The organism is Brevundimonas sp. (assembly GCF_024711105.1).
GTDB lineage: Bacteria > Pseudomonadota > Alphaproteobacteria > Caulobacterales > Caulobacteraceae > Brevundimonas.
In genome coordinates this window covers 1-25,782 of the sequence record NZ_JANJTL010000092.1, presented here as the reverse complement: position 1 = coordinate 25,782, position 25,782 = coordinate 1, and the positions used below count along the sequence as shown (strand labels likewise).

The 25,782-nt window shown below is 70.2% G+C and carries 22 protein-coding genes and 1 other RNA gene; 2 read left to right on the top strand and 21 right to left on the bottom strand.

Annotated elements, in window-relative coordinates; translation table 11 throughout:
- Positions 1-64: 64 nt before the first annotated feature.
- The 18 genes from ftsZ to rnpB form a co-directional block, all read right to left on the bottom strand.
- Complete coding sequence (ftsZ, locus tag Q0M60_RS06750) at positions 65-1,624, bottom strand: cell division protein FtsZ (protein WP_296817617.1); 1,560 nt, start codon at positions 1,622-1,624, stop codon at positions 65-67.
- 188 nt (positions 1,625-1,812) lie between these two features.
- Positions 1,813-3,141 carry a cell division protein FtsA gene (ftsA, locus tag Q0M60_RS06745; RefSeq protein ID WP_296817614.1) on the bottom strand — a complete coding sequence of 443 codons (1,329 nt, stop codon included), beginning with the start codon at positions 3,139-3,141 and terminating at the stop codon, positions 1,813-1,815.
- Between the two features lie 57 nt (positions 3,142-3,198).
- The gene (locus Q0M60_RS06740) at positions 3,199-4,062 is read right to left on the bottom strand and encodes a cell division protein FtsQ/DivIB (protein ID WP_296817612.1); all 864 of its coding nucleotides are present in this window, start codon (positions 4,060-4,062) and stop codon (positions 3,199-3,201) included.
- Complete coding sequence (locus tag Q0M60_RS06735; protein ID WP_296817610.1) at positions 4,047-4,988, bottom strand: D-alanine--D-alanine ligase; 942 nt, start codon at positions 4,986-4,988, stop codon at positions 4,047-4,049. Before Q0M60_RS06735 ends, Q0M60_RS06740 begins: the two co-directional genes overlap by 16 nt.
- Before the next feature lie 67 nt (positions 4,989-5,055).
- Positions 5,056-5,955, bottom strand: a complete 900-nt coding sequence (gene murB / locus Q0M60_RS06730) for a UDP-N-acetylmuramate dehydrogenase (protein WP_296817608.1) — start codon at positions 5,953-5,955, stop codon at positions 5,056-5,058.
- Positions 5,952-7,397 (bottom strand): UDP-N-acetylmuramate--L-alanine ligase, encoded by a 1,446-nt coding sequence (gene murC / locus Q0M60_RS06725; protein ID WP_296817606.1) that lies wholly within the window; start codon positions 7,395-7,397, stop codon positions 5,952-5,954. The genes murB and murC overlap by 4 nt, the downstream gene beginning before the upstream one ends.
- Before the next feature lie 39 nt (positions 7,398-7,436).
- On the bottom strand, positions 7,437-8,552 hold the full coding sequence (locus Q0M60_RS06720; RefSeq protein WP_296817605.1) for a mechanosensitive ion channel family protein: 1,116 nt from the start codon (positions 8,550-8,552) through the stop codon (positions 7,437-7,439).
- A 48-nt stretch (positions 8,553-8,600) separates the two neighbouring features.
- Positions 8,601-9,686 (bottom strand): undecaprenyldiphospho-muramoylpentapeptide beta-N-acetylglucosaminyltransferase, encoded by a 1,086-nt coding sequence (murG, locus tag Q0M60_RS06715; protein WP_296817603.1) that lies wholly within the window; start codon positions 9,684-9,686, stop codon positions 8,601-8,603.
- On the bottom strand, positions 9,683-10,849 hold the full coding sequence (gene ftsW / locus Q0M60_RS06710; protein WP_296817601.1) for a putative lipid II flippase FtsW: 1,167 nt from the start codon (positions 10,847-10,849) through the stop codon (positions 9,683-9,685). Before ftsW ends, murG begins: the two co-directional genes overlap by 4 nt.
- Complete coding sequence (gene murD / locus Q0M60_RS06705) at positions 10,846-12,183, bottom strand: UDP-N-acetylmuramoyl-L-alanine--D-glutamate ligase (RefSeq protein WP_296817598.1); 1,338 nt, start codon at positions 12,181-12,183, stop codon at positions 10,846-10,848. The genes ftsW and murD overlap by 4 nt, the downstream gene beginning before the upstream one ends.
- Complete coding sequence (gene mraY, locus Q0M60_RS06700) at positions 12,180-13,292, bottom strand: phospho-N-acetylmuramoyl-pentapeptide-transferase (protein ID WP_296817596.1); 1,113 nt, start codon at positions 13,290-13,292, stop codon at positions 12,180-12,182. Before mraY ends, murD begins: the two co-directional genes overlap by 4 nt.
- On the bottom strand, positions 13,293-14,693 hold the full coding sequence (gene murF / locus Q0M60_RS06695; protein WP_296817595.1) for a UDP-N-acetylmuramoyl-tripeptide--D-alanyl-D-alanine ligase: 1,401 nt from the start codon (positions 14,691-14,693) through the stop codon (positions 13,293-13,295). It lies immediately after the preceding gene.
- Positions 14,693-16,138 carry a UDP-N-acetylmuramoyl-L-alanyl-D-glutamate--2,6-diaminopimelate ligase gene (locus tag Q0M60_RS06690; RefSeq protein ID WP_296817593.1) on the bottom strand — a complete coding sequence of 482 codons (1,446 nt, stop codon included), beginning with the start codon at positions 16,136-16,138 and terminating at the stop codon, positions 14,693-14,695. The genes murF and Q0M60_RS06690 overlap by 1 nt, the downstream gene beginning before the upstream one ends.
- Positions 16,135-17,910 (bottom strand): penicillin-binding protein 2, encoded by a 1,776-nt coding sequence (locus Q0M60_RS06685; RefSeq protein ID WP_296817591.1) that lies wholly within the window; start codon positions 17,908-17,910, stop codon positions 16,135-16,137. The genes Q0M60_RS06690 and Q0M60_RS06685 overlap by 4 nt, the downstream gene beginning before the upstream one ends.
- On the bottom strand, positions 17,907-18,248 hold the full coding sequence (locus tag Q0M60_RS06680; protein ID WP_296817589.1) for a cell division protein: 342 nt from the start codon (positions 18,246-18,248) through the stop codon (positions 17,907-17,909). The genes Q0M60_RS06685 and Q0M60_RS06680 overlap by 4 nt, the downstream gene beginning before the upstream one ends.
- The gene (gene rsmH, locus Q0M60_RS06675; RefSeq protein ID WP_296817587.1) at positions 18,245-19,183 is read right to left on the bottom strand and encodes a 16S rRNA (cytosine(1402)-N(4))-methyltransferase RsmH; all 939 of its coding nucleotides are present in this window, start codon (positions 19,181-19,183) and stop codon (positions 18,245-18,247) included. The genes Q0M60_RS06680 and rsmH overlap by 4 nt, the downstream gene beginning before the upstream one ends.
- On the bottom strand, positions 19,180-19,653 hold the full coding sequence (locus Q0M60_RS06670) for a division/cell wall cluster transcriptional repressor MraZ (protein WP_296817585.1): 474 nt from the start codon (positions 19,651-19,653) through the stop codon (positions 19,180-19,182). The genes rsmH and Q0M60_RS06670 overlap by 4 nt, the downstream gene beginning before the upstream one ends.
- 226 nt (positions 19,654-19,879) lie before the next feature.
- Positions 19,880-20,297: RNase P RNA component class A (gene rnpB, locus Q0M60_RS06665), an RNA gene on the bottom strand.
- Positions 20,298-20,405: 108 nt separating this feature from the next.
- Between rnpB and Q0M60_RS06660 the strand changes: the two genes are divergently transcribed.
- A complete protein-coding gene (locus tag Q0M60_RS06660; protein ID WP_296817583.1) occupies positions 20,406-20,885 on the top strand; it encodes a hypothetical protein in 480 nt (159 codons plus the stop codon).
- Between the two features lie 14 nt (positions 20,886-20,899).
- Here the strand turns inward: Q0M60_RS06660 and Q0M60_RS06655 are convergent, their stop codons facing one another.
- Positions 20,900-21,664, bottom strand: a complete 765-nt coding sequence (locus Q0M60_RS06655; protein WP_296817581.1) for an N-acetylmuramoyl-L-alanine amidase — start codon at positions 21,662-21,664, stop codon at positions 20,900-20,902.
- 6 nt (positions 21,665-21,670) lie between these two features.
- Complete coding sequence (locus tag Q0M60_RS06650; protein WP_296817579.1) at positions 21,671-21,985, bottom strand: hypothetical protein; 315 nt, start codon at positions 21,983-21,985, stop codon at positions 21,671-21,673.
- A gap of 168 nt (positions 21,986-22,153) precedes the next feature.
- Here Q0M60_RS06650 and Q0M60_RS06645 point away from each other — a divergent pair, with 168 nt between their 5' ends.
- The gene (locus Q0M60_RS06645) at positions 22,154-22,789 is read left to right on the top strand and encodes a hypothetical protein (RefSeq protein ID WP_296817577.1); all 636 of its coding nucleotides are present in this window, start codon (positions 22,154-22,156) and stop codon (positions 22,787-22,789) included.
- Between the two features lie 131 nt (positions 22,790-22,920).
- On the opposite strand, the gene metH is transcribed toward Q0M60_RS06645, so the two are convergent.
- The coding region (gene metH / locus Q0M60_RS06640) for a methionine synthase (RefSeq protein WP_296817575.1) at positions 22,921-25,782 on the bottom strand (2,862 nt) is incomplete at its 5' end.

Sequence of the window (25,782 nt, the reverse complement as noted above, 5' to 3'; positions counted from 1 at the left end):
TGCTCTGCATAGGCGAACGCCGCTCGCGCGGGGCGCGAGCGGCGTCGGGGCTGGCTGATTGCGCCTAGTTGGCCAGGCGGCGCAGGAAGGAGGGAATCTCCAGGTCGTCTTCCGGCGTGGCAACTTCGGTTGGCTGAGGCTGCTCCTGCTGGACCGTGCGCATCTGCGGCGCGCGCTCCAACGGCGGCTCCGGATCGGGCCGGCGGCGGCCGAACAGGGACCACTTCTGCGGCTTGGGCTCGGCGCGCGGCATGAACAGGCCGTCGTCCTCATAGGCGTCCGGCCGCAAGCGCGGGGCGGGCTGTTCGGCGCGGGGCTGGGCAGAACGAGGCTGCGGCGCGGGTTCGGTGAGATACAGGTCGCCCTGCTCTTCCATCTCCTCCACCGCCGGATCGACGATACGGCCGATGATGCGCGGCTCGGCCGTGGCGGCTTGCTGAGGGACGGGTTCCGGGATGTGGGGCGTCTCGATGGCCCGGGCGGCGATCTCCAGGTCCGCTTGGGCGCGGCGCACGGCCGGCTCCGGCTGCCGGACGCCGAAGCTGGGCTCGATGACCGGCTGGGGCTGCGGGATCGGAGCGGGCTGGATGATCGGCTGGGGCGCGACGGCCTCGACGCGGCGGGCCGGGGCCGAGGGCTCGATCTTCTGGATGGCGACCTCGTCCATGCCGGTGGCGACCACCGACACGCGCAGCTTTCCTTCCAGCGAGGCGTCGAAGGCCGCGCCGAAGATGAAGTTGGCTTCCGGATCGACTTCGCCCCAGATGATGTTGGCGGCCTCGTCGACCTCCATCAGGGTCATGTCGTTGCCGCCGGTGATGTTCACCAGCACGGCCTTGGCGCCGCGCAGCGAGGTGTCGTCCAGCAGCGGGTTCTGGATGGCGGCCATGGCGGCGTTGATCGCGCGCTCCTCGCCCTGGGCCTCGCCCGTTCCCATCATCGCCTTGCCCATTTCGGACATGACCGCGCGGACGTCGGCGAAGTCGAGGTTGATCAGCCCCGGCAGCACCATCAGGTCGGTGATCGAACGCACGCCAGCCAGCAGCACCTGGTCGGCCAGGCCGAAGGCCTCGGTGAAGCCGGTCTTCTCGTTGGCGATGCGGAACAGGTTCTGGTTCGGAATGACGATCAGGGTATCGACGTAGCGCTGCAGCTCGGCGATGCCCGCGTCGGCCAGCCGCATGCGGTGGCGGCCTTCGAAGCTGAAGGGCTTGGTGACGACGCCGACGGTCAGGATGCCGCGGTCACGCGCGCATTTGGCGATGACGGGCGCCGCGCCCGTGCCGGTGCCGCCGCCCATGCCGGCGGTGATGAAGACCATGTGCGCGCCGTCGAGGTGCGCGTGGATCTCGTCCTCGGACTCCTCGGCCGCGTTCATGCCCACTTCGGGGTGAGCGCCGGCGCCCAGACCTTGCGTGATTGTCGCGCCCAGCTGGATTCGGGAATCGCAGTGCGAATGCGCCAGGTGCTGGGCGTCGGTGTTGGCCACGACGAACTCGCAGCCCTCCAGCCCGGCGTCGATCATGTTGTTGACCGCGTTGCCGCCGGCCCCGCCAACACCGAAGACCACGATACGTGGCTTCAACTCCGTCGCCTTCGGCGCCGAAAGACCCAGATCACGCATGCCTTCACCGACCTCCTGGATGTCCGGTGACGACAACGACCCCGCCTGGCCGAAGCGTCGATCACGGACGAGGTTAATGGAAAACCACCAACCTTAACGCGTCGTTACCGCGATAGCCTGAGTCGTGATTCTTTCGAGGATTTTGTTAACCGTAACGCTTGGATTTCCCCGCGTTGCGGGGGCCCGCATCAGAGGTTCTCGCGCAACCAGCCCGCGAAACGGTTCAGCATGCCCCCCTGCACCTGTGGCGCGGCCGCCGGTCCGATGCGCGCGGTGAGCAGCTTCTTGGCCGAAACCGCCTCGCGCGGACCGTAGGCGGCCCGGACCAGCACGCCCGCCGCAGCGCAGAATCCGGGGCCGGAGGCCGCGTCGGCCAGGTGCGGGCTGCGGATCGGCCGGGCCAGACGCACCGGGCGGTCGAACACCCGCGTGGCCATTTCGCGCACGCCGTTGAGCTGACTGGCCCCGCCGGTCAGGACTACGCTCGCGCCGGGCTCGAACGGCGCTCCGGACGCCTTCAGCCGATCGCGGACCAGCTCCAGCGTCTCCTCGACGCGGGGAGCGATGATGTTCTTGACGATACCCCGGTCGACCACGATCGGTCCGGCGCCCGGATCGTCGCCGCGCGGCGGGGCCTCGATCTTCTCGCCGTCCTCGTGCGCCGAGGCCATGCAGGACCCGTGCATTGTCTTGAGCCGCTCGGCGCCGTTCATCGAAGTCGACAGGCCGCGCGCGATGTCGGCGGTCACGTGATGGCCGCCCACCGGCACCCCGTCGACATGAACCAGCGAACCGTCGGAGAAGATCGCCGCCGTGGTCGAGCCGGCGCCCATGTCGATGCAGGCGCAGCCGAGCTCCTTCTCGTCCTCCTCCAGCGCCGACAGGGCCGACATGAAGGGCGAGGCGACGACGCCTTCGAGATCCAGGTGCGCCAGGGCCAGCGAATGCGCGATGGCGGTGAACGCCGTCTCGGCCATGGTCACGACCAGCAGGTCCAGGCCCAGCTGATGCCCAGTCAAGCCGCGCGGATCGCGTACGCCGCGCGCGCCGTCGACGCTCCAGCGGATCGGAAGCAGGTGGATCGGCCGCCGGCCTGGAAAGCGCGCCTGCCCCAGGGCCGAGGCGATGGCGCGCGCCAGATCGGCGTCCCGGATGGGCCGGCTCCCCAGGGAGACCTGCGCCGAGATCCGGCTGCTCTGGGGCTGGCCAATCGAGGTGGTGACGATGACGCTGGAGACGGGCGTCTCGCAGTCCCGCTGGGCGCGCGTCATGGCGTGGTCGATCGCCTCGGCCGCGGCCTCGATGTCGATCAGGGCGCCCCCGCGCACACCGCGCGACTGGACGTGGCCGGCGTGGGCCACGCGCACGGTGCCGTCGGCGCGGCGCACCCCGTCCGGGGTCATGATGAAACAGGCCACCTTGGACGCGCCCAGGTCGAGCGCCGCCACCTGGGCGGGTCTCGCCGCCCCGAGCCGCTTCAGCCCTTCTGCCTCGCCGCCCGCACCCGAACGCGTCATCAAGCCAATCCCCAATAAAGAGCGCGGATTCTTCCGCGCCCTGCCCTCAACCCAAAATCAAACCGACCCGCGCGGCTGCACCGCCACCTCGCCCGGCGCCCGCATGTCGACCCTCGCGAAGGCGAGGTCGAGCAGACGCTGACGCTGATCCATCGCTTCCAGCTGCACGAAGGCGGAGTCCAGGTCGTCAGCCGGCAGCTGGATGACGCCGCCCGTCTTCAGCAGCAGGTTCCAGCGCCGGTCGTCCACGCGCACGGCGGCCTCGAGGCGCTCGCGCAGCCGCGGGAAATTCTCGATCATCGGCACGAGCTCGGAGGCCGCCTCGCCCGCGCCCGCGCCGACGACCAGAGGCAGCGCCGCGAAACGTCCCGGGTCGGCGCCGGGAATGACCACGCCCTGGCCGTCGACGACCGTCACGGCGCCCGCGCTCTGCCACACGGCCATTGGCCGGCGCTCGGTCACCTGGATCACCAGCCGGTCAGGCAGCAGGCGGACAACGCGCGCCTCGCTGACCCAGCCGACCGCCTCGACGTCCGCGCGCAGCCGCTCGAGGTCCAGCCCGACGATCGGCTGCCCCCGTTGCAGCCGCAGGCGATCAAGAATGGCGCGCTGACCCGCCGGCGTCGCCCCGTGGATGTCGACCTGCTCCAGGCGGAACCCCATGTCGGCCAGCCGCGCGTCGACGCCGTGCCCGACCGAGGCCGCGATGCTCTGTCCCCACCCTCCGGCCGCCACCACGACCACGACCAGCGCGGCCAGGCTGGCCGCCCCGACCCAGACCGTCGCGGGCGACAGGAATCCTCGGCCGAGCAGGGCCGGACCGGCGGCGGGGCGCGTCGAGGCCCGGCCGCGCGACGCCGGGGCCCGGCGCGGAGCCGGCCGCGACGCCTGCTTTCGACCGCCCCTTACGACCGCGGGCATGAGGCGTCCTCGACCATCCACCGCACCAGAGATTCGAAGTCCATGCCCACGTACGCCGCCTGCTCGGGCGCGAGCGAGGTCGGCGTCATGCCGGGCTGGGTGTTGATCTCGAGAAGGACGAGAACGTCCTTAACATCGTCATAACGGAAGTCGCTGCGGCTCACCCCGCGGCAGCCCATGGCGGCGTGCGCCCGTTCGGCCTCGCTTAGGCAGCGCTCGAAGATCGCGGCCGGCAGCTTCGCCGGCAGCTCGTGCGTCGAGCCGCCCGGCGCGTATTTCGCCTCGTAGTCGTAGAAGCCCTTGGCGGGCGTGATGTCGGTGACCGTCAGCGCGCGCGGACCCGAGGCCTCGCCCATGACGGTGACGCACAGCTCCTTGCCGGCGACATAGGGCTCGACCATCACCTCGTCGCCATAGCGCCAGTCGGGCGAGCCGACCTCGGTCACGAAGTCGTTGGCGCCCTCGCGCACCAGATAGACCCCGACCGAGGAGCCCTCGGCGTTGGGCTTGACCACATAGGGCGGCTCGATCACGTGGCGCTGGGCCACCTCATGGCGGTCAAACAGGCCGCCGCCCGGCACCGGCACGCCGGCCGCCTTCAGCACCGCCTTGGACTTGTCCTTGTCCATGGCCATCGCCGAGGCCAGCACGCCGGAGTGGGTGTAGGGGACGCCTAAGACCTCGAGCACGCCCTGGACGCAGCCGTCCTCGCCCCAGGGGCCATGCAGCGCGTTGAAGGCCACGTCAGGCTTGAGCGCCGTCAGCACCGCCGCCAGGTCGCGGCCGACATCCACCTCGGTCACGCGATAGCCCACGCGCCTCAGCGCGTCGGCGCAGGCCTTGCCCGACACCAGCGACACGTCCCGCTCCGACGACCAGCCACCCATCAGGACGGCGACGTGGGTCTCGGAAGGGTTGCGGGGCATGAACGCGGCTCTTGCAGGGGCGAAGCCTCGTTAATCCCTCATTTGGGTTTACGCGGAGTTTACCGGCTCAGGACCGACGCCCGATCCGCTTGATCTCCCACTCCAGCTGGACGCCCGCTTTTTCGAGCACATCCGCCCGCACCGCCTCGCCCAGGCCCTCGATGTCGGCGGCGGTGGCCTCGCCTGGATTGATCATGAAGTTGGAGTGCAGCTCCGAGAACTTGGCGCCCCCGCCCGTCACGGCGTGCAGCCTGCCGCGCCAGCCCGCCTCGTCGACCAGCTTCCAGGACGAATGGCCGGGCGGGTTTTTGAAAGTCGAGCCACCGGTCTTCTCGCGGATCGGCTGGGTCTGTTCGCGGCGCGAGGTGATCTCGTCGATCTTCGCCTGCACCTTGGCGGGATCAGCGGGCGTCCCCCGATAGGTCGCCTCGACCCAGATGATGTCGGCCGGCGCCTCGGAATGGCGGTAGGTGTAGCCGAAGTCGGCCAGCGCATAATCGACCCGCTCGCCCCGGCGATCCAGGCCCCAGGCCGAGACCAGGACATCCTTGCTCTCCGCGCCGTAACAGCCCGCGTTCATCGTCAGGGCCCCGCCGATCGTCCCGGGAATGCCCGCATAGAACTCCAGCCCCTCGATCCCCGCCTTCGCGCTCGCCTTTGCCACCATCGAATCCAGCGCGCCCGCGCCCGCCGTGATCGTGTCGCCCTCGGCCGTCACCTGCGCCCACGGCCGCCCGGCCAGGCGGATGACCACGCCCTCCACGCCCCCGTCGCGCACAATGACGTTTGACCCGACGCCCAGCACCGTGACCGGGACGGCGGGATCAAGCGTCTTCAGGAAGCCCGCCAGGTCATCGGCGTCCGCCGGGATGAACAACGCATCCGCCGCGCCGCCGACACGGAACCAGGTGTAGGGGCCCAGCGGCTCGTTCAGGAGCAGCTTGCCGCGCACTTCGGGGAGGTTCACGCGAGCGCCTCCAGCTGAGCCGGCAGCGCATAGGCCCACTGGGTGATATCGCCGGCGCCGAGGAACACCACCAGGTCGTCCGGCCGGGCCTCGCTCTTGACAATGCCGGCCAGGGCCTCGGGCCCTTCGAGGGCTTCAACATGCAGATGTCCGAAGCGGCGGATGCCCTCGACCAGGGCCTGTTTGTCGACACCCTCGATGGGCTGCTCGCCCGCCGCATAGACGTCCGCGACATACACCGCGTCGGCGTCCGAGAAGCAGGTGGAGAACTCCTCCATCAGGTCGCGCAGGCGCGTGTAGCGGTGCGGCTGGACCACGGCGATGACCCGGCCGGACTGGTCGCCCCTGCGCGCCACCTGGCGCGCGGCCTTGAGCACCGCGGCGATCTCGACCGGATGGTGACCGTAGTCGTCGATGATGCGCACGCCGTCCACGATGCCCGTAGTAGTGAAGCGCCGCCTCACCCCGTCGAAGCCCGCCAGACCCTGGCGGATGGCGTCGTCCGAGACGTCCAGCTCGCGCGCCACGGCGATGGCGGCCAGCGCGTTCGAGACGTTGTGCCAGCCGGCCATCGGCAGGTGGACGCCCTCGATCCGGTCCGGTTCCTCCAGCGCCGCCAGGCCCTGGCGCTGGATCAGCACGTCGAAATAAGCGCCATCCGGCTCCAGCCGGCAGTTGTCGGCCCGCACCATGGCTTGCGGATTGAGGCCGTAGGTCACCAGCCGCCGGTTATCGACGCTGGCCACCAGCTTCTGCACCTCCGGGTGGTCCAGGCAGACCGCCGCGAAACCATAGAAGGGAATGTTCTCGACGAAGTCGCAGAACGCCTTCCGGACCCCCTCGAAATCCCCGTAGTGATCGAGGTGCTCCGGATCGATGTTGGTCACGATGGCGACCGTCGACTTCAGGCGCAGGAAGCTGCCGTCGCTCTCGTCGGCCTCGACCACCATCCAGTCGCCGTCCCCGACCTTGGCGTTGGTGCCGTAGGCGTTGATGATCCCGCCGTTGACCACCGTCGGGTCCAGCCCGCCGGCGTCCAGCACCGCGGCGACCAGCGAGGTGGTCGTCGTCTTGCCGTGGGTCCCGGCCACGCCGATCGAGAACTGCAGCCGCATCAGCTCGGCCAGCATCTCGGCGCGCCGAACCAGAGGGATGCGCCGCGCCCGCGCCGCCTGCAGCTCCGGATTCTCGGCCTTCACCGCCGTCGAATAGACCACCGCTGAGACGTCCTCGCCGACATGCTCGGCCTCGTGGCCGATGAAGATGCGCGCGCCCAGCGCCTCCAGCCGCTCGGTGTTGGCGGATGCTTTCGCGTCCGAACCCTGCACCGAATAGCCGATCTTCAGCATGATCTCGGCGATGCCGCTCATGCCGATGCCCCCGATGCCTACGAAGTGGACGGGACCGATGTGGAAGGGGACAGGACGTATGCGCCGGATCATCGGGGCGGCTTAGCAGGGGTGGGCCGCCGCTGGAATGCCTCAGCCTGTGGACGGAGCCACCGGCTCCCCGCGGCCCGGTTCCCACCGCTCCCTCGGCAGCGCCTCCGGACATTCGTCGCGCATGAAGGCCAGCATCTTCTCGCGGATCTCGCAGCGCAGGTCGAAGGCGGCGCCCCCGTCCGCCGCGCTGGCTAGGCAGCGGACTTGGGCGACCCGGTCCGTCACCTCGATGACCTGCAGCACCTGGACCTCGCCGTCCCAGTGCGGCGACGCCTGAACGATGCGCTCGAACGCCGCGCGCAGCCGCTCGATCGGCGCCTCGTAGTCGACATAGAGGAAGACGCTGCCGATCAGCCGCGCGGTCTCGCGCGTCCAGTTCTGGAAGGGGGTGCTGATGAAGTAGCTGAGCGGCAGGATCATGCGCCGCCAGTCCCACAGCTTCACCACCACATAGGTCGAGCCGATCTCCTCGACATTGCCCCACTCGCCCTCGACGATGACCGCGTCATCGATGCGGATCGGCTGGGTCATGGCGATCTGGATGCCGGCCAGCAGGTTGGTCAGCACGGGCTGCAGCGCGAGGCCCGCGATGATGCCGACCACGCCGGCCGAGGCCAGCAGGCTGACGCCCCACTGGCGGAAGCCGCCGATGGTCATCAGCGCCAGGCCGATGGTCACCATGGCGATCAGCACCCGGGCGACCTTCTGGAGAATCCGCGCCTGGGTGACGTGCTTGCGCGCGACCAGATTGTCCGGCGCGGCGATGTTGAAACGCCGCATGTAGACCACCGTCCACATGTCCACCGCGCCTGCGACCAGCCAGCCCAGCGTCAGCACGAAGCCAAACAACAGCACCTGCCGGACAGTCTCCGACGGTTCGGGGTCCATGGGAGAGACGGTCACCCCGATCGCCAGGGCGACGATCAGCACCAGGATGCGCAGCTTGAGCCGCGCGCGCTCGACGACGCCGCGCCAGAACAGGTCGCGCTTGCGCACGATCAGCCGCGCAAGGCTGAAGATGATCCGGTGGGCGAGCCAGCCGGCGAGCGCGAAGGCACCCACGACAATGGCGATGGCCGCCCATTCGGGCAGCCAGTGCACGCGTCGCCAGAGGGCGATCACCTCTCGCGTCAGGTCGGTCAGAGCTGGGGGCATTGGCAAGGAAACGGCGAGACAAGCTCTACCGTTCCCGGCTGCGACGGCTTAGCGCGCCTGGGCCTCGACCAGATCCGCCAGCCGCTCGGCCGCATCCGGCAGGGCCACCGCGCGGGCCGCGGCGGCGCGACGGGCCAGCGCCTCGGTGTCCGACAGCATCGCCTGGATCGCCTCGGCCAGCCGGTCGACGGTCACCTCGTCCTCAAGGATCACCTCGGCCGCGCCCGTATCCGCCAGCGCCTTGGCGTTCAACCGCTGATGGTCGTCCGTGGCGATCTTCAGCGGAATGAGCACCGACGGCAGGCCCGCCACGGCCAGCTCCGAACAGGTCGAGGCGCCGGCCCGGCCGATGACCAGATGCGCCTGCTCGAGCCGGGAGGCCATGTCCCGGAAGAAGGGCGCGACCTCGGCGTCGATCAGGGCGTCGGCGTAGATGGCGCGCGCGGTGTCCAGCGCCTCGGGCCGGCTCTGCTGATGCACCTTGAGCCGCAGGCGCAGCGGCTCGGCGATCTGGGCCAGCGCGCGCGGGGTCGTCTCGGACAGAAGGCGGGCGCCCTGGCTCCCGCCGGTGATCAGCACGTGCAGCGGGCCCTGCGAGGCGTCGTAGGCCCGGCCCGTCAGGGCGCGGATGTCCGCCCGCACCGGATTGCCGACGACCACGACGCGGTCCTTCACCCCCGCCGGCGCGCGCTCGAGCGTCGGGAAACCGCAGGCCACCGCCTTGGCCCAGCGCGCCAGCAGCCGGTTGGAGCGACCCAGCACCGCGTTCTGCTCGTGGATGACCGTGGGTCGGCCCTGGCTGACGGCGGCGAGCAGCGCCGGCACGGACGGATAGCCGCCGAAGCCGACCACCACCGCCGGGTCCAACCGGGCGTAGGCCTTGCGCGCCTGACCGATCCCGGCGGCGATCTTCAGACCCGCCCGGGCCATGCCGATGGGGTCGCCGCCTTTTGCGGTCGCGGCCTCGAGCGCGATGCGCTCCTCGGCCGGAAATTCGTGAGCGTACTGGGCGCCGCGCGCGTCCGTAGCCAGCACCACGCGCCAGCCGCGTGCGGCCAGCACGCCCGCCAGGGCCTGGGCCGGGAACATATGGCCGCCGGTGCCCCCGGCGGCGAGGACGGCGAGCCTGCTCATCCCAGGATGCCGCGCGCCGTCTCGCCGGGTTCGTAGGCGCCCGGCCGCTTGCGGGTCAGCGCCAGCGCCAGCCCCAGCGTCAGGCACATGGCGATCATCGAGGAGCCGCCATAGCTGATGAACGGCAGGGTCATGCCCTTGGTCGGGATCAGGCCGAGGTTCACCGCGATGTTGATCGCCGCCTGCAGCCCCGCCAGCACGAAGAGGCCGCCCGCGGCCGTCTGCTCGAACGGGTCGGCCAGCCGCATCGACCGCCTCAGGCCCCGGACCGCGATCAGGCCGAACAGGCCGATGAGCAGGATCGAAAAGACCAGGCCGAACTCCTCGGCCGCGACCGAATAGATGAAGTCGGTGTGCAGGTCGGGCACGAAGCGCTTCATCACGCCCTCGCCCACGCCGCGGCCGACCAGGCCGCCTGCGGCGATGGCCTCGTGGGCCCGGTCGAGCTGGTAGGTGTCGGCCGCCTCGCCGCCGCCGAAATAGGTGCCGATGCGCTCGCGCACGTGATCGACCGAGGCGTAGATCGCCACGAACCCCGCCGCCGCCAGCCCCGCCAGCACCAGCATCCAGCGGAAGGGCACGCCGGCCATGAAGAAGACCGCCATGAACGCCGTGGTGATCAGCACCGTCTGGCCGATGTCCGGCTGGATCACGAGCAGCACCGCCGTCAGGCCGTAGAGGCAGAACGCGATGGTCATGCCCGGCACGCCCTCGCCCTTCTGGCCCTCGGAGAACATCCAGGCCGCAAGGATGATCAGCGCCGGTTTCACGAACTCCGACGGTTGGAAGCTGAACGGTCCCAGCGGCAGCCAGCGCGTCGCGCCCTTGGCCTCGTGACCGATGAACGGGAGCAGGGCCATCACCGCAATCGAGATCAGAAACACCGCCAGGGCCACCCGCCGCACACCACGCGGCGACAGCATGGAGGCCGACAGCAGGGTGAACAGGCCCGCCGCCGCGAACGCCATCATCCGCCACGAATAATAGAAGTCGCCCGAGATGGAGTCGTCCCGGCCGGCGGCGGCCGGGCTGGAGGCGAAGCTGAGCGCCACGCCGAGGAAGATCAGGGCGAGCACGGCGGCGAAGATCGGCTTGTCGACCTGCCAGAACCAGTGGCTGAGCGGCGACCGCTCGCGGCCGAGCTGCGGGGCGTAGGCGGTCATGCGGCGGCTCCCTGGAGGCCGAGCACGGCGGCGCGGAAGGCCTCTCCGCGCGCCTCGAAGTCCGGATACTGGTCGAAGGAGGCGCAGGCCGGCGACAGCAGCACGACCTCCGGCTGGCCGGTGGCCGAGGCGTCTCGGGCGGCCGCGGCCACGGCGGCTTCCATGACGCTGCAGACCTCGTGCGGCACGGCGCCCAACACGCGGGCGAAGTCGTTGGCGGCCTCGCCGATCAGATAGGCCTTGGCGATGCGCGGGAAGAGGTCGGCGAGCGGCTCGATGCCTTCGCTCTTCGCCCGTCCGCCGGCGATCCAGTAGCTGCGCGGGTACGACGCCAGCGCCTGACGCGTGGCGTCGGCGTTGGTGGCCTTGGAGTCGTTGATGAAGCGCACCGGCCCGACATGGCCGACCTCCTCCATCCGGTGCGCCAGCCCGGGGAAGGTCATCAGGCCTGCGACGGCCTTGTCGTGCGGCACCCCGAGCGCCCGCGCCGTGGCATAGGCGAAGGCGGCGTTCTGGGCGTTGTGCCGGCCCGGGAGTGAGCGCGCTTGGGTTAGATCGGCCACATCCTGACCGGCGTGGGTGAGGCGCCCGTCGAAATCCGCGACAGACACGGCTTCGGCGTTCGGCAGCTCGCCGGCGATCCGTCTGCCCCAGTCGTCGTCGACACCCACCAGGGCGACGCCCGCCCTGTCGAAAATCTTCCGCTTAGCCGCGACATAGCCCTCCATCCCGCCGTGGCGGTCGAGGTGGTCGGGGCTGATGTTGGTGAGGATGGCGACGTCGGGCGCGAAGCTCTGGGTCAGGTCCAGCTGGTAGGACGACACCTCCAGCACATAGACCTCGCCGCCCTTGGGCGCGGGCAGGGCCAGGGCCCCGATGCCGATGTTGCCCCCGATGTGCGCCTTCAGACCCGCCTGGTTGAGAACCCAGCCGATCAGGGCCGTGGTGGTCGACTTGCCGTTGGTGCCGGTGATGGCGACCACCTTGGGCCGCTCGCCTTCGGGAAGCGCCGCCATGGCGCGGGCGAACAGCTCGATGTCGCCGATGACGGGCACGCCCGCTGCCCTGGCCTTATCGACCGTCCAGTGCGGCTTCGGGTGGGTCAGGGGCACGCCAGGCGACAGGACCAGGCCCGCGAACCGGCTCCAGTCCGCCTGGGTCAGATCCTCGACCTGAAAGCCCTCGGCCTCGGCCTGCATGCGGCCCGAGACGCCGTCGTCCCAAAGGACCGGACGCGCCCCTCTGGCCTGCAGCGCGCGCGCGGACGGCAGGCCCGAACGTCCCAGGCCGAAGACGGCGACCTCGCGCCCCTCGAAGCCGGGGACCGGGATCATCTGAGCTTCAGCGTCGACAGACCGATCAGCGCGAGCATGGCCGCGACGATCCAGAAGCGGATCACCACGGTCGACTCCGCCCAGCCCAGCTTTTCGAAGTGGTGGTGGATCGGCGCCATCAGGAAGATGCGCTTACCCGTAGCCTTGAAGTAGGCGACCTGGATCATCACCGAGGCCGCCTCGATCACGAACAGCCCCCCGATGATGCCCAGCACCAGCTCGTGCTTGGTCGAGACCGCGACCGTGCCCAGCGCGCCGCCCAGCGCCAGCGATCCGGTGTCGCCCATGAAGATCTTGGCCGGCGGGGCGTTGTACCAGAGGAAGCCGACGCCCCCGCCGATGATGGCCGCGCAGAAGATGGCCAGCTCGCCCGCGCCCGGCGCATGGTGGACCTGGAGATATTCCGAGAAGACGAAGTTGCCGACGAGATAGCTGATCACCCCGAAGGCGGCGGCGGCCATCATCACCGGCACGATGGCCAGGCCGTCCAGCCCGTCGGTCAGGTTCACGGCGTTGGAGAAGCCCACGATCGTGAAGGCGGCGAAGGCGACATAGAACCAGCCGAGGTTCAGCAGCACCTCCTTGAAGAATGGGAAGGCGATCGAAGTTTCAAGGCCCGGAGACGTCGGCGAGGGCGTCGACAACCAGATCAGCAGCGCCGAGGCCACGATGGCCAGGGCGAACTGGGCCGCCAGCTTCTGCTTGCCGGTCAGGCCGGCGTGGTGCTGCTTGGTGACCTTGTCGTAGTCGTCGAGGAAGCCGAGCAGGCCGTAGCCGCCGGTGACCAGCAGGGCCACCCAGACGAACGGATTGGTCAGGTCGGCCCAAAGGAGCGTGCCCGCGAAGACCCCGGCCAGGATCATCAGCCCGCCCATGGTCGGCGTGCCCTGCTTGTTCAGCAGGTGGCTTTCGGGACCGTCCTTGCGGATCGGCTGGCCGCGGCCCTGCTTGGCGCGCATCCAGTCGATGAAGCGGCTGCCCAGGGCGATGGCCACGATCAGGCCGGTGAACAGCGCCAGGCCCACCCGCACCGTCTGGTACTGGAGCAGGTTCAGAAGCGGATAGTCCTGGGCCAGGTCCGCGAACTGCAGATAGAGCAGATAGAACATCTAGGCGTCCCCTCCCGGACCCATGCCGGCCAGCGCCTTCGCGACCTTGGAGGCGCGCGAGCCATTCGATCCCTTGACCATGACGATGTCGCCGTCGCGCACCGCGCCGGTGACGATCGGGATCAGCGTGTCGGCGTCCTCCGCCCAGGCGCCGCGGCGGCTCTCGGGCAGGGCCTTGTGCAGCCAGCGCATGGCGGGGCCGGCGGTGAACACCTGATCCAGCCGGGCCGCCTCGATGAAGTCGGCCAGGCCCGCGTGCAGCCGCTGGGAATCCTCGCCCAGCTCCAGCATGTCGGTAAGCGCCACGATGCGGCGGCCGCCCTCGCCGGGCTCGCGCGCCGCCAGGCTCATGAAGCCCGCCCGCATGCTCAAGGGATTGGCGTTGTAGCTCTCGTCCACCAGGGTGAAGGCCCCGCCGCCCGGCAGGCGGACGGTGCGGACCTGGCCCCGGCCTTCCAGCGGCTGGAACGCGGACAGGGCGACGAGGCCCGTCTCCATCGGCACATCCAGCGCATCCAGCATCAGCAGGACGGCCATGCTGTTCAGGCCCCAGTGCAGGCCGGACTGGGCCAGTTCGAAGCTGTGCGTCTCGCCCCAGATGCGGGCTCGCACCCGCGCGCCTTCACCCTCGGATTCGAAGGCCAGCAGGCAGGCGTCGGCGCTCTCATCCGTACCGAAGACGGCGATGCGCGCGCCGCGCTCGAGCGCCGCGTGCTTGAGCAGGTCGAACCAGACGTTGTCGCCGTTCAGCACGGCCACGCCGCCCGGACCCAGGCCCTCGAAGATTTCGGCCTTGGCGCGGGCGACGCCCTCCTCGCCGTCGGGGAAGTTCTCGATGTGGACCGGCCCGACCGTGGTCACGCAGACCGCGTGCGGCTGGACCATGCGCGACAGCGGCGCGATCTCGTCGGCGTGGTTCATGCCGATCTCGAAGACGGCGCGTTCGGTGTCGCGTGGCATCCGCGCCAGCGTCAGGGGCACGCCGATGTGGTTGTTGAAGGATTTCACCGACGAGTGGGCCGAGCCCGCCAGCGCCAGCCCGGCGCGGATCGCCTGGGTCACGCTAGTCTTGCCGACCGAGCCGGTCACCGCGCCACGGCGGGTCTGTGGGGCCCGGTCGCGGGCGTAGCCGCCGAGCGCGACCAGGCCGTCCAGGGTGTCGGACACAAGGACGAACGGCCCGCCGGTCACCGGTTCGGACACCAGGACGCCGGCCGCGCCCTTCTCGAAGGCCTGTCCCACGAAGCCGTGGCCGTCGCGCGCGCCCTTCAGGGCCACGAACAGGTCGCCCGGCTTCACCTCGCGGCTGTCGAAGGTCACGCCCGTGGCGGCGAACGATCCGTCCGCCAGCCCGCCCGTCGCCTCGGAGACCTCGGCCGAGGTCCACAGGGCCTCATTCATCACGCAACTTCCCTCAGGGCCTCGGCGGCCACCGCCGCGTCGTCGAACGGATAGACCGTTTCGCCGACGATTTGACCCTGCTCGTGACCCTTTCCGGCGACGATCAGCACATCCCCCTTCTTCAGGCCCGACACAGCCCAGGCGATGGCCTCGCGGCGGTCGCCGATCTCGCGGGCCTCGGGACAGCCCTTCATCACCTCGGCGCGGATCGCGGCCGGGTCTTCGGAGCGCGGATTGTCATCGGTCACCACCGCCGCGTCGGCCAGGCGGGCGGCGACCTCGCCCATCAGCCGGCGCTTGCCGCGATCGCGGTCGCCACCGGCGCCGAACACTACGACCAGCCGTCCCGACGCGTGCGGCCGCAGGGCCTGCAACACAGTCTCCAGTCCGTCGGGCGTGTGCGCGTAGTCGACATAGACCTCGCCGCCCTGAGCGCTCAGACCCACGCGCTGCAGCCGGCCGGGCGCGCCCTTCAGCGTCTCCAGCGCAGCGATCACCGCTTCCGGTTTGTCGCCTGCAGCGACGCAGAGCCCCGCGGCCACGAGCGCATTCGAGGCCTGGAAGGCCCCGGCCAGCGGCAGCAGGATGTCATAGGTCCGGCCGCCGGCGTCGATCGACAGCCGCTGGCCCTCGCCCGTGGCGCGGCGGGCGACCAGCGACAGGTCCCGGCCCCGTTCGCCGACTCCGAAGATGCTAAGGCCCGCCATGATGCCCGCGCCGGCGAAGGCGTTGTAAGCGTCGGAGTCCGCGTTCAGCACGGCCGTGCGCCCGCGCGGCAACAGGGTGTCGAACAGGCGCAGCTTGGCCGCGCGATAGGCGGCCATGTCGTGATGGTAGTCCAGATGGTCCTGGCTGAGGTTGGTGAAGGCCGCCGCCGTAAGCCCCACGCCGTCCAGCCGCCGCTGGTCCAGCCCGTGCGACGAGGCCTCGAGCGCCAGGTGGGTCACGCCGCGCCCGGCCAGTTCGGCCAGCAGGCGCGCGGCGTCCGCCGCGTCCGGGCTGGTCAGGCCGGGCCCGGTTAGGGCCTCTTCGCCGGCCATGACGCCCAGCGTGCCCATGCTGGCCCCATGGTGGCCCAGCGCCGTCCAGATCTGGCGGCAGAAGGCGGCGACCGAAGTCTTTCCGTTGGTGCCCGTGACCGCCACGCAGGTGCGCGGCTGCTTTCCGTAGAAGGCCCGCGCCGCCAGCGCATAGGCGCGGCGTACGTCGCCCGACCGCACCAGAAGGGGAGCGGCCCCGTCCGGCGTGTCCTCGGGCGCCAGCACCGCGGCGGCGCCCTGCGACAGCGCTTGGGGGATGAAGGCGCGGCCGTCGGCGCGCGCGCCCGGAAGCGCGGCGAACAGCGTCCCCGTCCCCACCCGGCGGCTGTCCGCGGTGACGCCGGTGATGACCGGATCGGTCGGCACGTCGCGCCTGAGGATTTCGGACAGCCGCACGCCGGTCATCGCGGCCCCGCCAGGGATGCGTCTTCGGACAGCGGCAGGGCCTCGGCCTCGCTGGCGCTCAGCACTTCGAGCCGGCGCTCGACGCCGAGGAAGGGCGCGATGCGGCGGATCACCCGGCCCACGGCCGGCGCCGCGGTCATGCCCGCGGTGCGGGCGCCGCCGGACGCCTCGCTGCCGCGCGGCTCGTCCAGCAGGATCATGACCAGGTAGCGGTCGGCGTTGACCGGCCCTTCCGTCGGGAAGACCGAGACGAAGGACGAGGTCACGCGCGTCCGGTCGACCCGGCCGTTGGTGTACTTCTCGGCGGTGCCGGTCTTGCCGCCGACGCTGAAGCCTTCGACGGCGGCGCGACGGCCCGAGCCGCGCTCAACGTTCAGCCGCATCAGGCGCAGCATCCGCATCGAGGTCACTTCCGTGACGATGCGCTGGCCCTGCGGACGCCGCCCGGGCCGAACCGGCCGCAGCGTCAGCGGCACATAGCGGCCGCCGTTCATGATGGCGCCCACGCCCGCCGCGACGTGCAGCGGCGTGACCGCCATGGCGTGGCCGAACGAGGCCGAGGCGACGGTGTTGGCGTCCCAGCGCCGCGGCAGCAGGGGCGCCGCGGACTCGGCCAGGCCGATGCGCTGCCGGTCCAGCAGGCCGAAGGACCGATAGTAGTCCTGCATGACCTGCGATCCCATCAGGGCTGCGACTCGCGACGTACCGACATTCGAGGAATGGAGGAAAACCTCCTCGACACTCATGGGCCGATTCTGGGCGTGAAAGTCGTTGATCGTGCGCCCCGCCATGCGGAGCGGCGAACCAGTGTCGATCACCGTGTCGATATCGACACGGCCGCTGTCCAGACCTGCGGCGATCGAGAAGATCTTGAAGGTCGAGCCCATCTCCCAGACCTGGCCCGCGACACGGTTGACCATGGCCGAGGCGTCGCCGGCGCCGCGCCGGTTCGGGTCGAAATCCGGATAGCTGGCCATGGCCAGGATCTCGCCGGTCTGGATGTTGGTGACGACGCCGACGGCGCCCACGACTCGCTGGTCGGTCGCCACGGCCTCCAGCTCGGTCTCCAGCGCGCCCTGGACCCTGAGGTCGATGGACAGGGGCACGGCCCCACCGTCAGCCCCGGCGGCGCGGATGTCGGCGTCGAAGGCGCGCTCGAAGCCGGCCGCGCCCTCGCCGTCCGCGTTGGCGAAGCCTACGACGTGCGAGGCCAGGTCCTCCAGCGGATAGACGCGGGCGTCCTCCTCCTCGAAATGCAGGCCGCCCAGCGCCAGGTCATGCAGGCGCGCCCGCTGGGCCGCCGTCAGGCCGCCGACCACGAAGGCCCGCTCGTCGCCCGCCAGCACCCGCTCCAGCCGCCGCCGGCCCGCCGCCGAGATGTCCGGCATGGCGCGCAGGACGGCGTTGCGGACATAGGCGCGGTCGAAGGTCTCCACTGGGTCGATGACCAGCCGGTAGTGCGGCAGGTTGGTCGCCATGAGCAGGCCGTTGCGGTCGGTCAGGTCGCCGCGTTGCAGCACCGGCGCCCCGCCCCGGCCGAGCGGCGCGTCCAGCCCCGAAAACAGGGCGGCGCGGATGGCCCCGACGGCGAGGCCCGCGAAGATCAACCCGAACAGGCAGGAGACCAGCAGGATCCGCACGCGGGTGTCGTTCTCGGCCTTGCCCTCGGCGCGGGCGCGCTCGAAGGCGTGCTCCAGGCTCTGGATCCAGTCGAGCAGCCGCCGGGTCGGCAGGCGCACTCCGATGCGGGGCGGCAGGCCGGCCAGGCTCATTGCGCGGCCTCCGCGGGCTCGGGCTCGGCCGACGGCAGGACGACCGGCAGCACCTCGGGCGAGGCCTCCTGCTGGGCGTCGACGGGCTGGAGCTGAAGGTGGGCGTCCACCAGCGCCTGGAGCCGCGCTGGCTGCTCGAGGTGGGCCGCTTCGGCGCGCAGCAGGCGGATATCGCGCTGGGTCTGGGCGATCTCCGTCTCCAACTCGCGGATGGCCGCGCGCTCGTCCGCGCCGGCGGCCTTGGCCACATAGACCCACAGGATGAGCGTGCCGAGACACACCACCGCCGCGATCTCCAGCGCCCTCAGAACGCCGCGCCCGCCGACCGTCGTGCTCATGCCGCAGCCCTCCAGGCCGGGGCCTCGGTCCGGCGCGCCGTGCGCAGACGGGCGGAGCGGGACCGCGGGTTGACGGCGGTTTCCTCGGGAGAGGCCTCGACCGCCCCCTTGCCGATCAGTTCGAAGGTCGGGGCCGGCCCCTGCGCCTGCGGCGGCAGGTGCCGCGAGCCGGAGCCGGTCTTGCCGGCGCGCTCGGCCAGGAAGCGCTTCACCAGCCGATCCTCAAGCGAATGGAAGGTCACGACCGCCAGCCGCCCGCCCGGCCGCAGGATGCGCTCGGCGGCGGCGAGGCCGGCTTCGAGTTCGCCCAGCTCGTCGTTGACGGCGATGCGCAGCGCCTGGAACGACCGGGTCGCCGGATGCACGGGCGCGCCGCGCCGGCCGCCCAGCGCCTTTTCGATGACGGCGGCCAGGTCCAGCGTGCGGCTGAACGGCTCCACGGCGCGGCGGCGCAGGATGGCGGTGGCGATCCGGCCGGACTCGCGCTCCTCGCCGTAGTCGCGCAGCAGCTTGGCCAGCGGCCCGTGGTCCAGGGTGTTGACCAGATCGGCGGCGGTCGGCCCGTCGGCGCCCATCCGCATGTCCAGCGGGCCGTCCTTCTGGAAGGAGAAGCCGCGCTCGGCCTGGTCCAGCTGCATGGACGAGACACCGATGTCCAGCGCCACCCCGTCGCAGCCCTGCTCGCCGAGTTCGTCGTCCATCTCGGAGAAGCGGCGCTCGACCAGCCGGAAGCGGTCGCCGAAATCGGCGGCCAGCCGCTCGGCATGCGGCTTCACGGTCGGATCGCGGTCGAAGCCGATGACGTCGGCGCCGCGCTTGAGGAAGGCGCGGGAATAGCCGCCAGCGCCAAAGGTGCCGTCGACGATCAGCTTGCCCGGTCCGGGCGCCACGGCCTCCACCACCTCATCCAGCAGGACCGAGAGGTGGGGGCTCATGCGCCGCCCCCGAGCTTCAGGCTGGCGGCCCGCTTCAGTTCGCCCAGTTCAGCCAGGCCCTCGCGCGCCACGCGGCGCTGCTCGGCGCGCCAGGCGCGGTGGACGTCCGGCCGCCAGATCTGGAAACGGTCGCGCAGGCCCACGATCACCACCGTGTCCGTCAGGCCGAATTCTTCGCAGAGGCTCTCCGGCAGGGTGATGCGGCCCGCCGTGTCATAGGACAGGCGGCGCTGCTGGCCGAAGACGGCGTCCTCGAGCGCGGTCCTCAGCCGATGGCCGAAGGGCAGTTCGTCGATGACCCGCTGGTACTGGGAAAACAGGGCGTCGCCGCCCGCCTCGATGCAGTCGGCCTCGATGGACGGAAAGCAGAAGACGCCGTCGGCCGAACCGGTCGCGGGGGTGCGGTAATCCTGCGGCACGACAAAGCGCCGCTTGGTGTCGAGCTGCTTCTCGAAGGTCGAGAGAAACACCCGCCTACCCCAGGCTTGTCAGCCCGCCCCTGCCCGGCTTCGTCGGCCCCTCCGACGCGTCATACCGGGGATGGTTTGGGTTAACATGGGACGGATTGGGACGCAATGACACTTGTTGACGTTTGCTTCACCATAACGGCGAAAATCCGCCTGCCGCAGTTAACGATTGGAACGCAGCAAGAACACGCTGAGTATTCCTGCCAGCAAGCGTGGCCGTAGTGGAAAAAGTGTCAGACGGCCTGTAAGCCGGGTTCTGTCCCCGCAAGCGGGTGACGATCATTCCTCTGGACCGCCCATTGCTGAGCGGTTCTCGCGACCTACCCGGACGCCTCGGGCCGGCGAGCCCTGCACCCGAAGGTGCGCGGCGTCCCTATTCGGTCTTGCTCCAGGCGGGGCTTGCCATGCCGTCCCGGTCGCCCGGTCCGCGGTGGGCTCTTACCCCACCCTTTCACCCTTGCCCTGCATAGCTCGAAGAGCGACGCAGGGCGGTTTGCTTTCTGTGGCGCTATCCCTCGGGTCACCCCGGGCGGGCGTTACCCGCCGCCTTTTCGCCGTGGAGCCCGGACTTTCCTCCCTGCTCCGCTAAAGGCTGCGCAGGGCTCTGCGAAGCTTCAGCAAAGCAGAGCGACCGCCCGGCCGTCTGACGGCGGATAGATGGGCCCGTGCGGCTTCCAGGTCAAATCGAGGACTTGCGAGCCGGTCGAGCCGGGCGTCAGATATCTGCACAGGTTGCGGGGGCAGCGATGCGTTCCATGATATTCGCCCTGGTTACGTCGCTGGGCTTGGCCCTTGGTCAGCCTGCCGCAGCGTGCTTCGTCGAGGCCCCGACGGTCCTTGAGGATGTTCGTCTTGCCGACGTGGTCGTCGTGGGCCGAGTGACAGAGTACAGCATCATACGACCTCTGCGTTCCGCGCGCCTGCCCCGCTATGCGCGCATCGAATTGCAGGTCGACGAGGTGTTGGTCGGCGATGCGCCCGAGACGCTGACCATGACGTGGGTCAATTCGACATTCGGAATCCCTGAGGCGATCGGGGAAGGCCCCTTCCTGATTGCTCTCCGCGCGCCAACTTCTGACGCGCCGCCCTTACGAGGGCCGAGCGCGACAATTTTTCCGACGCCCGAGCCCGAACTTCTCACGATACTCCAGGCACCGTGCGCCCAACCTTTTCTCTTCGACGCGTCGAGTGAGGAATCCGAAGTGGTTCGCCTGCTTCTTGACGACAGGCCGTAGGCCGCCAAGGCAGACTAGGTCAGCACCCCCGTCACGCTCTCCACCTGAGCCAGCTGGAGCACGCCGACCAGCCGCGCGCGGGTCTCGCCGTCGGCGATCCCGTCGACGTTGGCCTGGCGCCAGTGGCGCTGGAAGGCGGTGACGGTGATGCGGGTGGCCTCGTCGTAGACGCCGGTCTGCTCGAGGCCGTAGCCCAGCCGCTTCAGGGCCGACTGCATGACGACCACGCCGATGCCCTCGTCCCCTGGCTTCAGCGGCGGGCCAAGCGCGGCGATCCGCTCCATGGCCGGCTCGAACCACAGGCCGTGGCCGGCCTCGGCCAGACGTTTCCAGGGAAAGAGTTCGCCCGGATCCTCCTTGCGCGCCGGCGCGACGTCGGAGTGGCCGAGGATGCGGTCATTGGGCACGGTCCAGCGCTCGCGGATCTGGCCGACCAGTTCGACCACGGACTCGATCTGGGCGTCCGGGAATGCGCGATAGCCCCACTCATGGCCCGGATTGACGATCTCGATGCCGATGGAGACGCCGTTGAGGTTGTCCTCGCCGCGCCAGTGGGACACGCCGGCGTGCCAGCAGCGCCGCTCCTCCGGCGCCAGTCGGAAGACCCGCCCGTCCTCCTCGACCAGATAGTGGGCCGAGACGCGCGCCTGGGGGTCGCAAAGGCGCTCGAGCGCCGCCTCGCCGGTCTGCATGCCGGTGTAGTGTAGGATGATCATGTCGGGCGGCGCGTGCCGCTCGTCGAAGTTCGGCGTCGGCCGGTCGATGAGGGACAGGGTCATCGGGCCTCAGCGGCCCTGGCGGTCCCAGCCGTAGGCGACCCACTGGTCGCCCACCTTGTGCGCGTCGATGATCGCATCGGCGGCCGAAGCGCTGGCGGCCGCCGGGCGCGGACGCCGTCCGCCGAACAGCCGCGCCGCAAAGACCAGGACGCCCGCGACCACCGCGAACAGGGCCACGGCCACGGCCGTCGCCACCGCGAAGAGCGCCCCGAACACCAGGGCCACGCCCGCCGCCAGAAGGCCGAACAGCCAGCCGACCGCGCCGGCGAAGGTGCGCGGGGGACGGGGCGGGGCCAGCCGAAAGGTCTGGACGCGGATCATCACTCAACCTCTTGCGACGCCTGAAACGGCGGGCGCGAAACCAATGTCGTCATGAATGGCCTCGGCGTCAATGACGCGGCCTGACGCTTAACGAAGCCGTGTTGGCGCATCCGGTTCCCGGGTTTAGAGTTATGTGGGGCTTCAACAGGCCGTCAGAGGTAACCTTTCATGTCGCTTTCGCTCGCCTTCGCCGCTGCGCTCATCCTGTCCGGACAGGATGGCCCGATGGTCACGGCCCCCACCGCCCCGACCGAGACGGCCGAACAGCTGCGCACCCGCGAGGCCATGGCCTACGCCTATCCGATCCCCGAAAATGTCCCGGCCGACGACTTCGGCTTCCTGAACTACTGCCACGGCCTGATCGACGGCCACGTCCAGCTGGGCGAGACGCTGGGGACCGCCGCCGACGCCGAGCTGATGCGTCTGGGCCGGCTCGAGCGCCAGGACTTCCAGACGGCCATCCAGGCCGGCTCGGGCCGCCGCTCGGCCGCCGAGATCGCCGCCGGCCGCGCCGCCTACGACCGCGCCATGACGCGGTGGCAGCCGTATCTGACCAACGCCAACGCCGACGACCGTCAGGCCGGCTTCGACCTCTTCTTCGGCCTGCCCGGCCGCTGCGAGCACGCGGCCCGCCGCGTCCGCAACAACATCACCACCGCCCCCGCCACGCTGGAGCAGGTCGGCCTGACCCCCGAGGAAGTCCTGCCGCCCAGCCTTTTGGAAGAGGAAGCCGAGGCGACCGCCGAGGACGTGGCGGAGGAAACCGCGACGCCCGCCCAGCCGGACGCGTCCGACGAGACCTAGGCGCTCTCTTCGTTGTCATCCCGGCCGTAGCGCGCAGCGCGCAGAGCCGGGACAAGGGTAGAAAGCCCCTCGCTTGTCCCGGACAGCCGCTGACGCGGCTTCCGGGAGGACAATTTTTGAAGAGCCCTGCGCTAGGCCGCCGCCCCTCGATCCGACTGCCCCGGGATGTAGTTGAGGATGGGCGACAGCCAGCGTTCGGCGGTGGCCAAGTCCCAGCCCTTGCGCCGCGCATAGTCCTCGACCTGGTCGCGGTCGATCTTGCCCACGCCGAAGTAGTGGCTCTCCGGATGTGCGAAATAGAGGCCTGAGACCGAGGCCGGCGGCGTCATGGCGAAACTGTCGGTCAGGGCCATGCCAGCGTTGGCGCCCGCGTCGAGCAGCCGGAACAGCGTGGCCTTTTCCGTGTGGTCGGGCTGGGCCGGATAGCCCGGCGCCGGGCGGATGCCCTCGTACTTCTCGGCGATCAGCTCCTCGATGGTCGCAGCTTCGTCCGGAGCGTGGCCCCACAGGGTGGTGCGGACCTCCTTGTGCAGCCGCTCGGCGAAGGCCTCGGCCAGCCGGTCGGCGAGCGCGGTCGCCAGGATGGCGGAATAGTCGTCGCCTTTCGCCTTGAACTCGGCCGCCTTCTCCAGCTCGCCGTGGCCGGCGGTGACGGCGAAGGCGCCGATCCAGTCCTCGCCGTCCTCGGCCACGAAGTCCGACAGGCACAGGTTCGGCTTGCCGTTCGACTTGGCGATCTGCTGGCGCAGGCCGTGGAAGCGGGCGATCTCCTGCGTCCGGCCCTCGTCAGCCCAGACCACGATGTCATCGCCGCGCGCATTGGCGGGCCAGAAGCCGACGACGCCGCGCGCGGTGAACCACCGCTCCTCGACGATCCGCTTCAGCATGGCCTGCGCGTCCTTGAACAGGTCGCGGGCGGCCGCGCCGACGATCTCGTCCTCCAGGATCTGCGGATAGCGCCCGATCAGCTCCCAGCTGGCGAAGAAGGGCGTCCAGTCGATGTGGTCGGCCAGATCGCCCAGGTCCCATGCGTCGAAGGCCCGCACGCCAACAAACGATGGCCGCGGCGGCAGGCCGTTCCCCGACTGGCGGAACCGGTTCGCCCGTGCTTGCTCCAGGCTCGCGCGCGCCTTGACCTCCTGGCCGCGCGCGTACTGCTCGCGGATGCGGACGTATTCGTCCCGGGTGGCGGCCTCGTTCCTGGCGCGCTCGGTGGGGGACAGCAGGCCCGAAACCACGCCCACCGCCCGGCTGGCGTCGATGACATAGGTGGTCGAGCCCCGCCGGTAGGCCGGCTCGATCTTCACCGCCGTGTGGGTCCGGCTGGTCGTCGCCCCGCCGATCAGCAGCGGGATGTCGAAGCCGCGCCGCTCCATCTCGGAGGCGACAAAGACCATCTCGTCCAGGCTCGGCGTGATCAGGCCGGACAGGCCGACGATGTCGACCTTGTGCTTTTCGGCCTCGTCCAGGATGCGGTCGGCCGGGACCATGACGCCCAGGTCGATGACCTCGTAGTTGTTGCACTGGAGGACGACGCCGACGATGTTCTTGCCGATGTCGTGGACGTCGCCCTTGACCGTCGCCATCAGGATGCGGCCGGCCTGCTCGCGCGGCTTTCCGGCCTTTTCGGCCTCCATGTAGGGCTCGAGCCAGGCGACGGCCTGTTTCATGACACGGGCCGACTTCACCACCTGCGGCAGGAACATCTTGCCCGAGCCGAACAGGTCGCCGACCACGTTCATCCCGTCCATCAGCGGGCCTTCGATGACGTGCAGCGGCCGCTCGGCCTGCTGGCGCGCCTCCTCGGTGTCCTGTTCGATCCAGACGGTGATGCCCTGGACCAGGGCGTGCTCGATCCGCTTGGCCACCGGCGCCGAGCGCCAGGCCAGGTCGACCACCTGGGCCTGGCCCTTCTCGCCCTTGTAGCGCGGGGCCATGTCGACCAGCCGCTCGGTGTTCGAGACGTTGGTCCGCTGCGGCCGGTTGAGGATCACGTCCTCGACGGCTTCCCGCAGCTCGGGGTCGAGGTCGTCGTAGATGGGCAGGTCTCCGGCGTTGACGATGCCCATGTCCATCCCGGCCTGGATGGCGTGATAGAGGAACACCGAGTGGATCGCCCGCCGAACCGGCTCGTTGCCGCGGAAGCTGAACGAGACGTTCGACACCCCGCCCGACACCCGCGCATAGGGCAGGGTCTGCTTGATGACCCGCGTCGCCTCGATGAAGTCGACGGCGTAGTTGTCGTGCTCCTCGATCCCCGTCGCCACCGCGAAGATGTTGGGGTCGAAGATGATGTCCTCGGGCGGAAAGCCGATCTCGTCGACCAGCAGCCGATAGGCTCGGGTGCAGATCTCGATCTTGCGCGCCGCCGTGTCGGCCTGGCCCTGCTCGTCGAAGGCCATGACCACGACCGCCGCCCCATAGCGCAGGCACTTGACCGCCTGTTCGCGGAACTCCGCCTCCCCGGCCTTCAGGCTGATCGAATTGACGATCGGCTTGCCCTGGACGCACTTCAGCCCGGCCTCGATCACCTCCCACTTGGAGGAGTCGATCATCACCGGCACGCGGGCGATGTCCGGCTCGCTGGCCACCAGGTTGAGGAAGCGCGCCATCGCCGCCTCGGCGTCGAGCAGGCCCTCGTCCATGTTGACGTCGATCACCTGGGCGCCGTTCTCCACCTGCTGGCGGGCCACGGACAGGGCTTCGTCGTAGCGGCCTTCCAGGATCAGCTTCTTGAACTGGATGGAGCCGGTGACGTTGGTGCGCTCGCCGACGTTGACGAAGTTCGTCTCCGGCGTGATGACGAAAGGTTCCAGGCCCGCCAGGCGTGTGTGCGCCGGCAGGCGGGGCAGGGCGCGCGGCGGCAGGCCGGCCACCGCGCGGGCGATGGCGGCGATGTGTCCGGGCGTGGTGCCGCAGCAGCCGCCGACCAGGTTGAGCAGGCCGGCCTCGGCGAATTCGCGCAGCACGCCGGCGGTTTCCTCGGGGCCCTC

Excerpts from the sequence above, each read along its gene's own strand:
- ftsA (WP_296817614.1), bottom strand. The coding sequence starts at position 3,141 with ATGACGCGTTCGGGTGCGGGCGGCGAGGCAGAAGGGCTGAAGCGGCTC.
- Q0M60_RS06720 (WP_296817605.1), bottom strand. The coding sequence starts at position 8,552 with ATGCCCCCAGCTCTGACCGACCTGACGCGAGAGGTGATCGCCCTCTGG.
- Q0M60_RS06650 (WP_296817579.1), bottom strand. The coding sequence starts at position 21,985 with ATGATCCGCGTCCAGACCTTTCGGCTGGCCCCGCCCCGTCCCCCGCGC.
- Q0M60_RS06655 (WP_296817581.1), bottom strand. The coding sequence starts at position 21,664 with ATGACCCTGTCCCTCATCGACCGGCCGACGCCGAACTTCGACGAGCGG.
- mraY (WP_296817596.1), bottom strand. The coding sequence starts at position 13,292 with ATGTTCTATCTGCTCTATCTGCAGTTCGCGGACCTGGCCCAGGACTAT.
- Q0M60_RS06645 (WP_296817577.1), top strand. The coding sequence starts at position 22,154 with ATGTCGCTTTCGCTCGCCTTCGCCGCTGCGCTCATCCTGTCCGGACAG.
- murF (WP_296817595.1), bottom strand. The coding sequence starts at position 14,693 with ATGAATGAGGCCCTGTGGACCTCGGCCGAGGTCTCCGAGGCGACGGGC.
- Q0M60_RS06735 (WP_296817610.1), bottom strand. The coding sequence starts at position 4,988 with ATGCCCCGCAACCCTTCCGAGACCCACGTCGCCGTCCTGATGGGTGGC.
- ftsZ (WP_296817617.1), bottom strand. The coding sequence starts at position 1,624 with ATGCGTGATCTGGGTCTTTCGGCGCCGAAGGCGACGGAGTTGAAGCCA.
- Q0M60_RS06680 (WP_296817589.1), bottom strand. The coding sequence starts at position 18,248 with ATGAGCACGACGGTCGGCGGGCGCGGCGTTCTGAGGGCGCTGGAGATC.
- murC (WP_296817606.1), bottom strand. The coding sequence starts at position 7,397 with ATGATCCGGCGCATACGTCCTGTCCCCTTCCACATCGGTCCCGTCCAC.
- Q0M60_RS06740 (WP_296817612.1), bottom strand. The coding sequence starts at position 4,062 with ATGCCCGCGGTCGTAAGGGGCGGTCGAAAGCAGGCGTCGCGGCCGGCT.
- murD (WP_296817598.1), bottom strand. The coding sequence starts at position 12,183 with ATGATCCCGGTCCCCGGCTTCGAGGGGCGCGAGGTCGCCGTCTTCGGC.
- rsmH (WP_296817587.1), bottom strand. The coding sequence starts at position 19,183 with ATGAGCCCCCACCTCTCGGTCCTGCTGGATGAGGTGGTGGAGGCCGTG.
- Q0M60_RS06660 (WP_296817583.1), top strand. The coding sequence starts at position 20,406 with ATGATATTCGCCCTGGTTACGTCGCTGGGCTTGGCCCTTGGTCAGCCT.
- Q0M60_RS06685 (WP_296817591.1), bottom strand. The coding sequence starts at position 17,910 with ATGAGCCTGGCCGGCCTGCCGCCCCGCATCGGAGTGCGCCTGCCGACC.
- Q0M60_RS06690 (WP_296817593.1), bottom strand. The coding sequence starts at position 16,138 with ATGACCGGCGTGCGGCTGTCCGAAATCCTCAGGCGCGACGTGCCGACC.
- murG (WP_296817603.1), bottom strand. The coding sequence starts at position 9,686 with ATGAGCAGGCTCGCCGTCCTCGCCGCCGGGGGCACCGGCGGCCATATG.
- ftsW (WP_296817601.1), bottom strand. The coding sequence starts at position 10,849 with ATGACCGCCTACGCCCCGCAGCTCGGCCGCGAGCGGTCGCCGCTCAGC.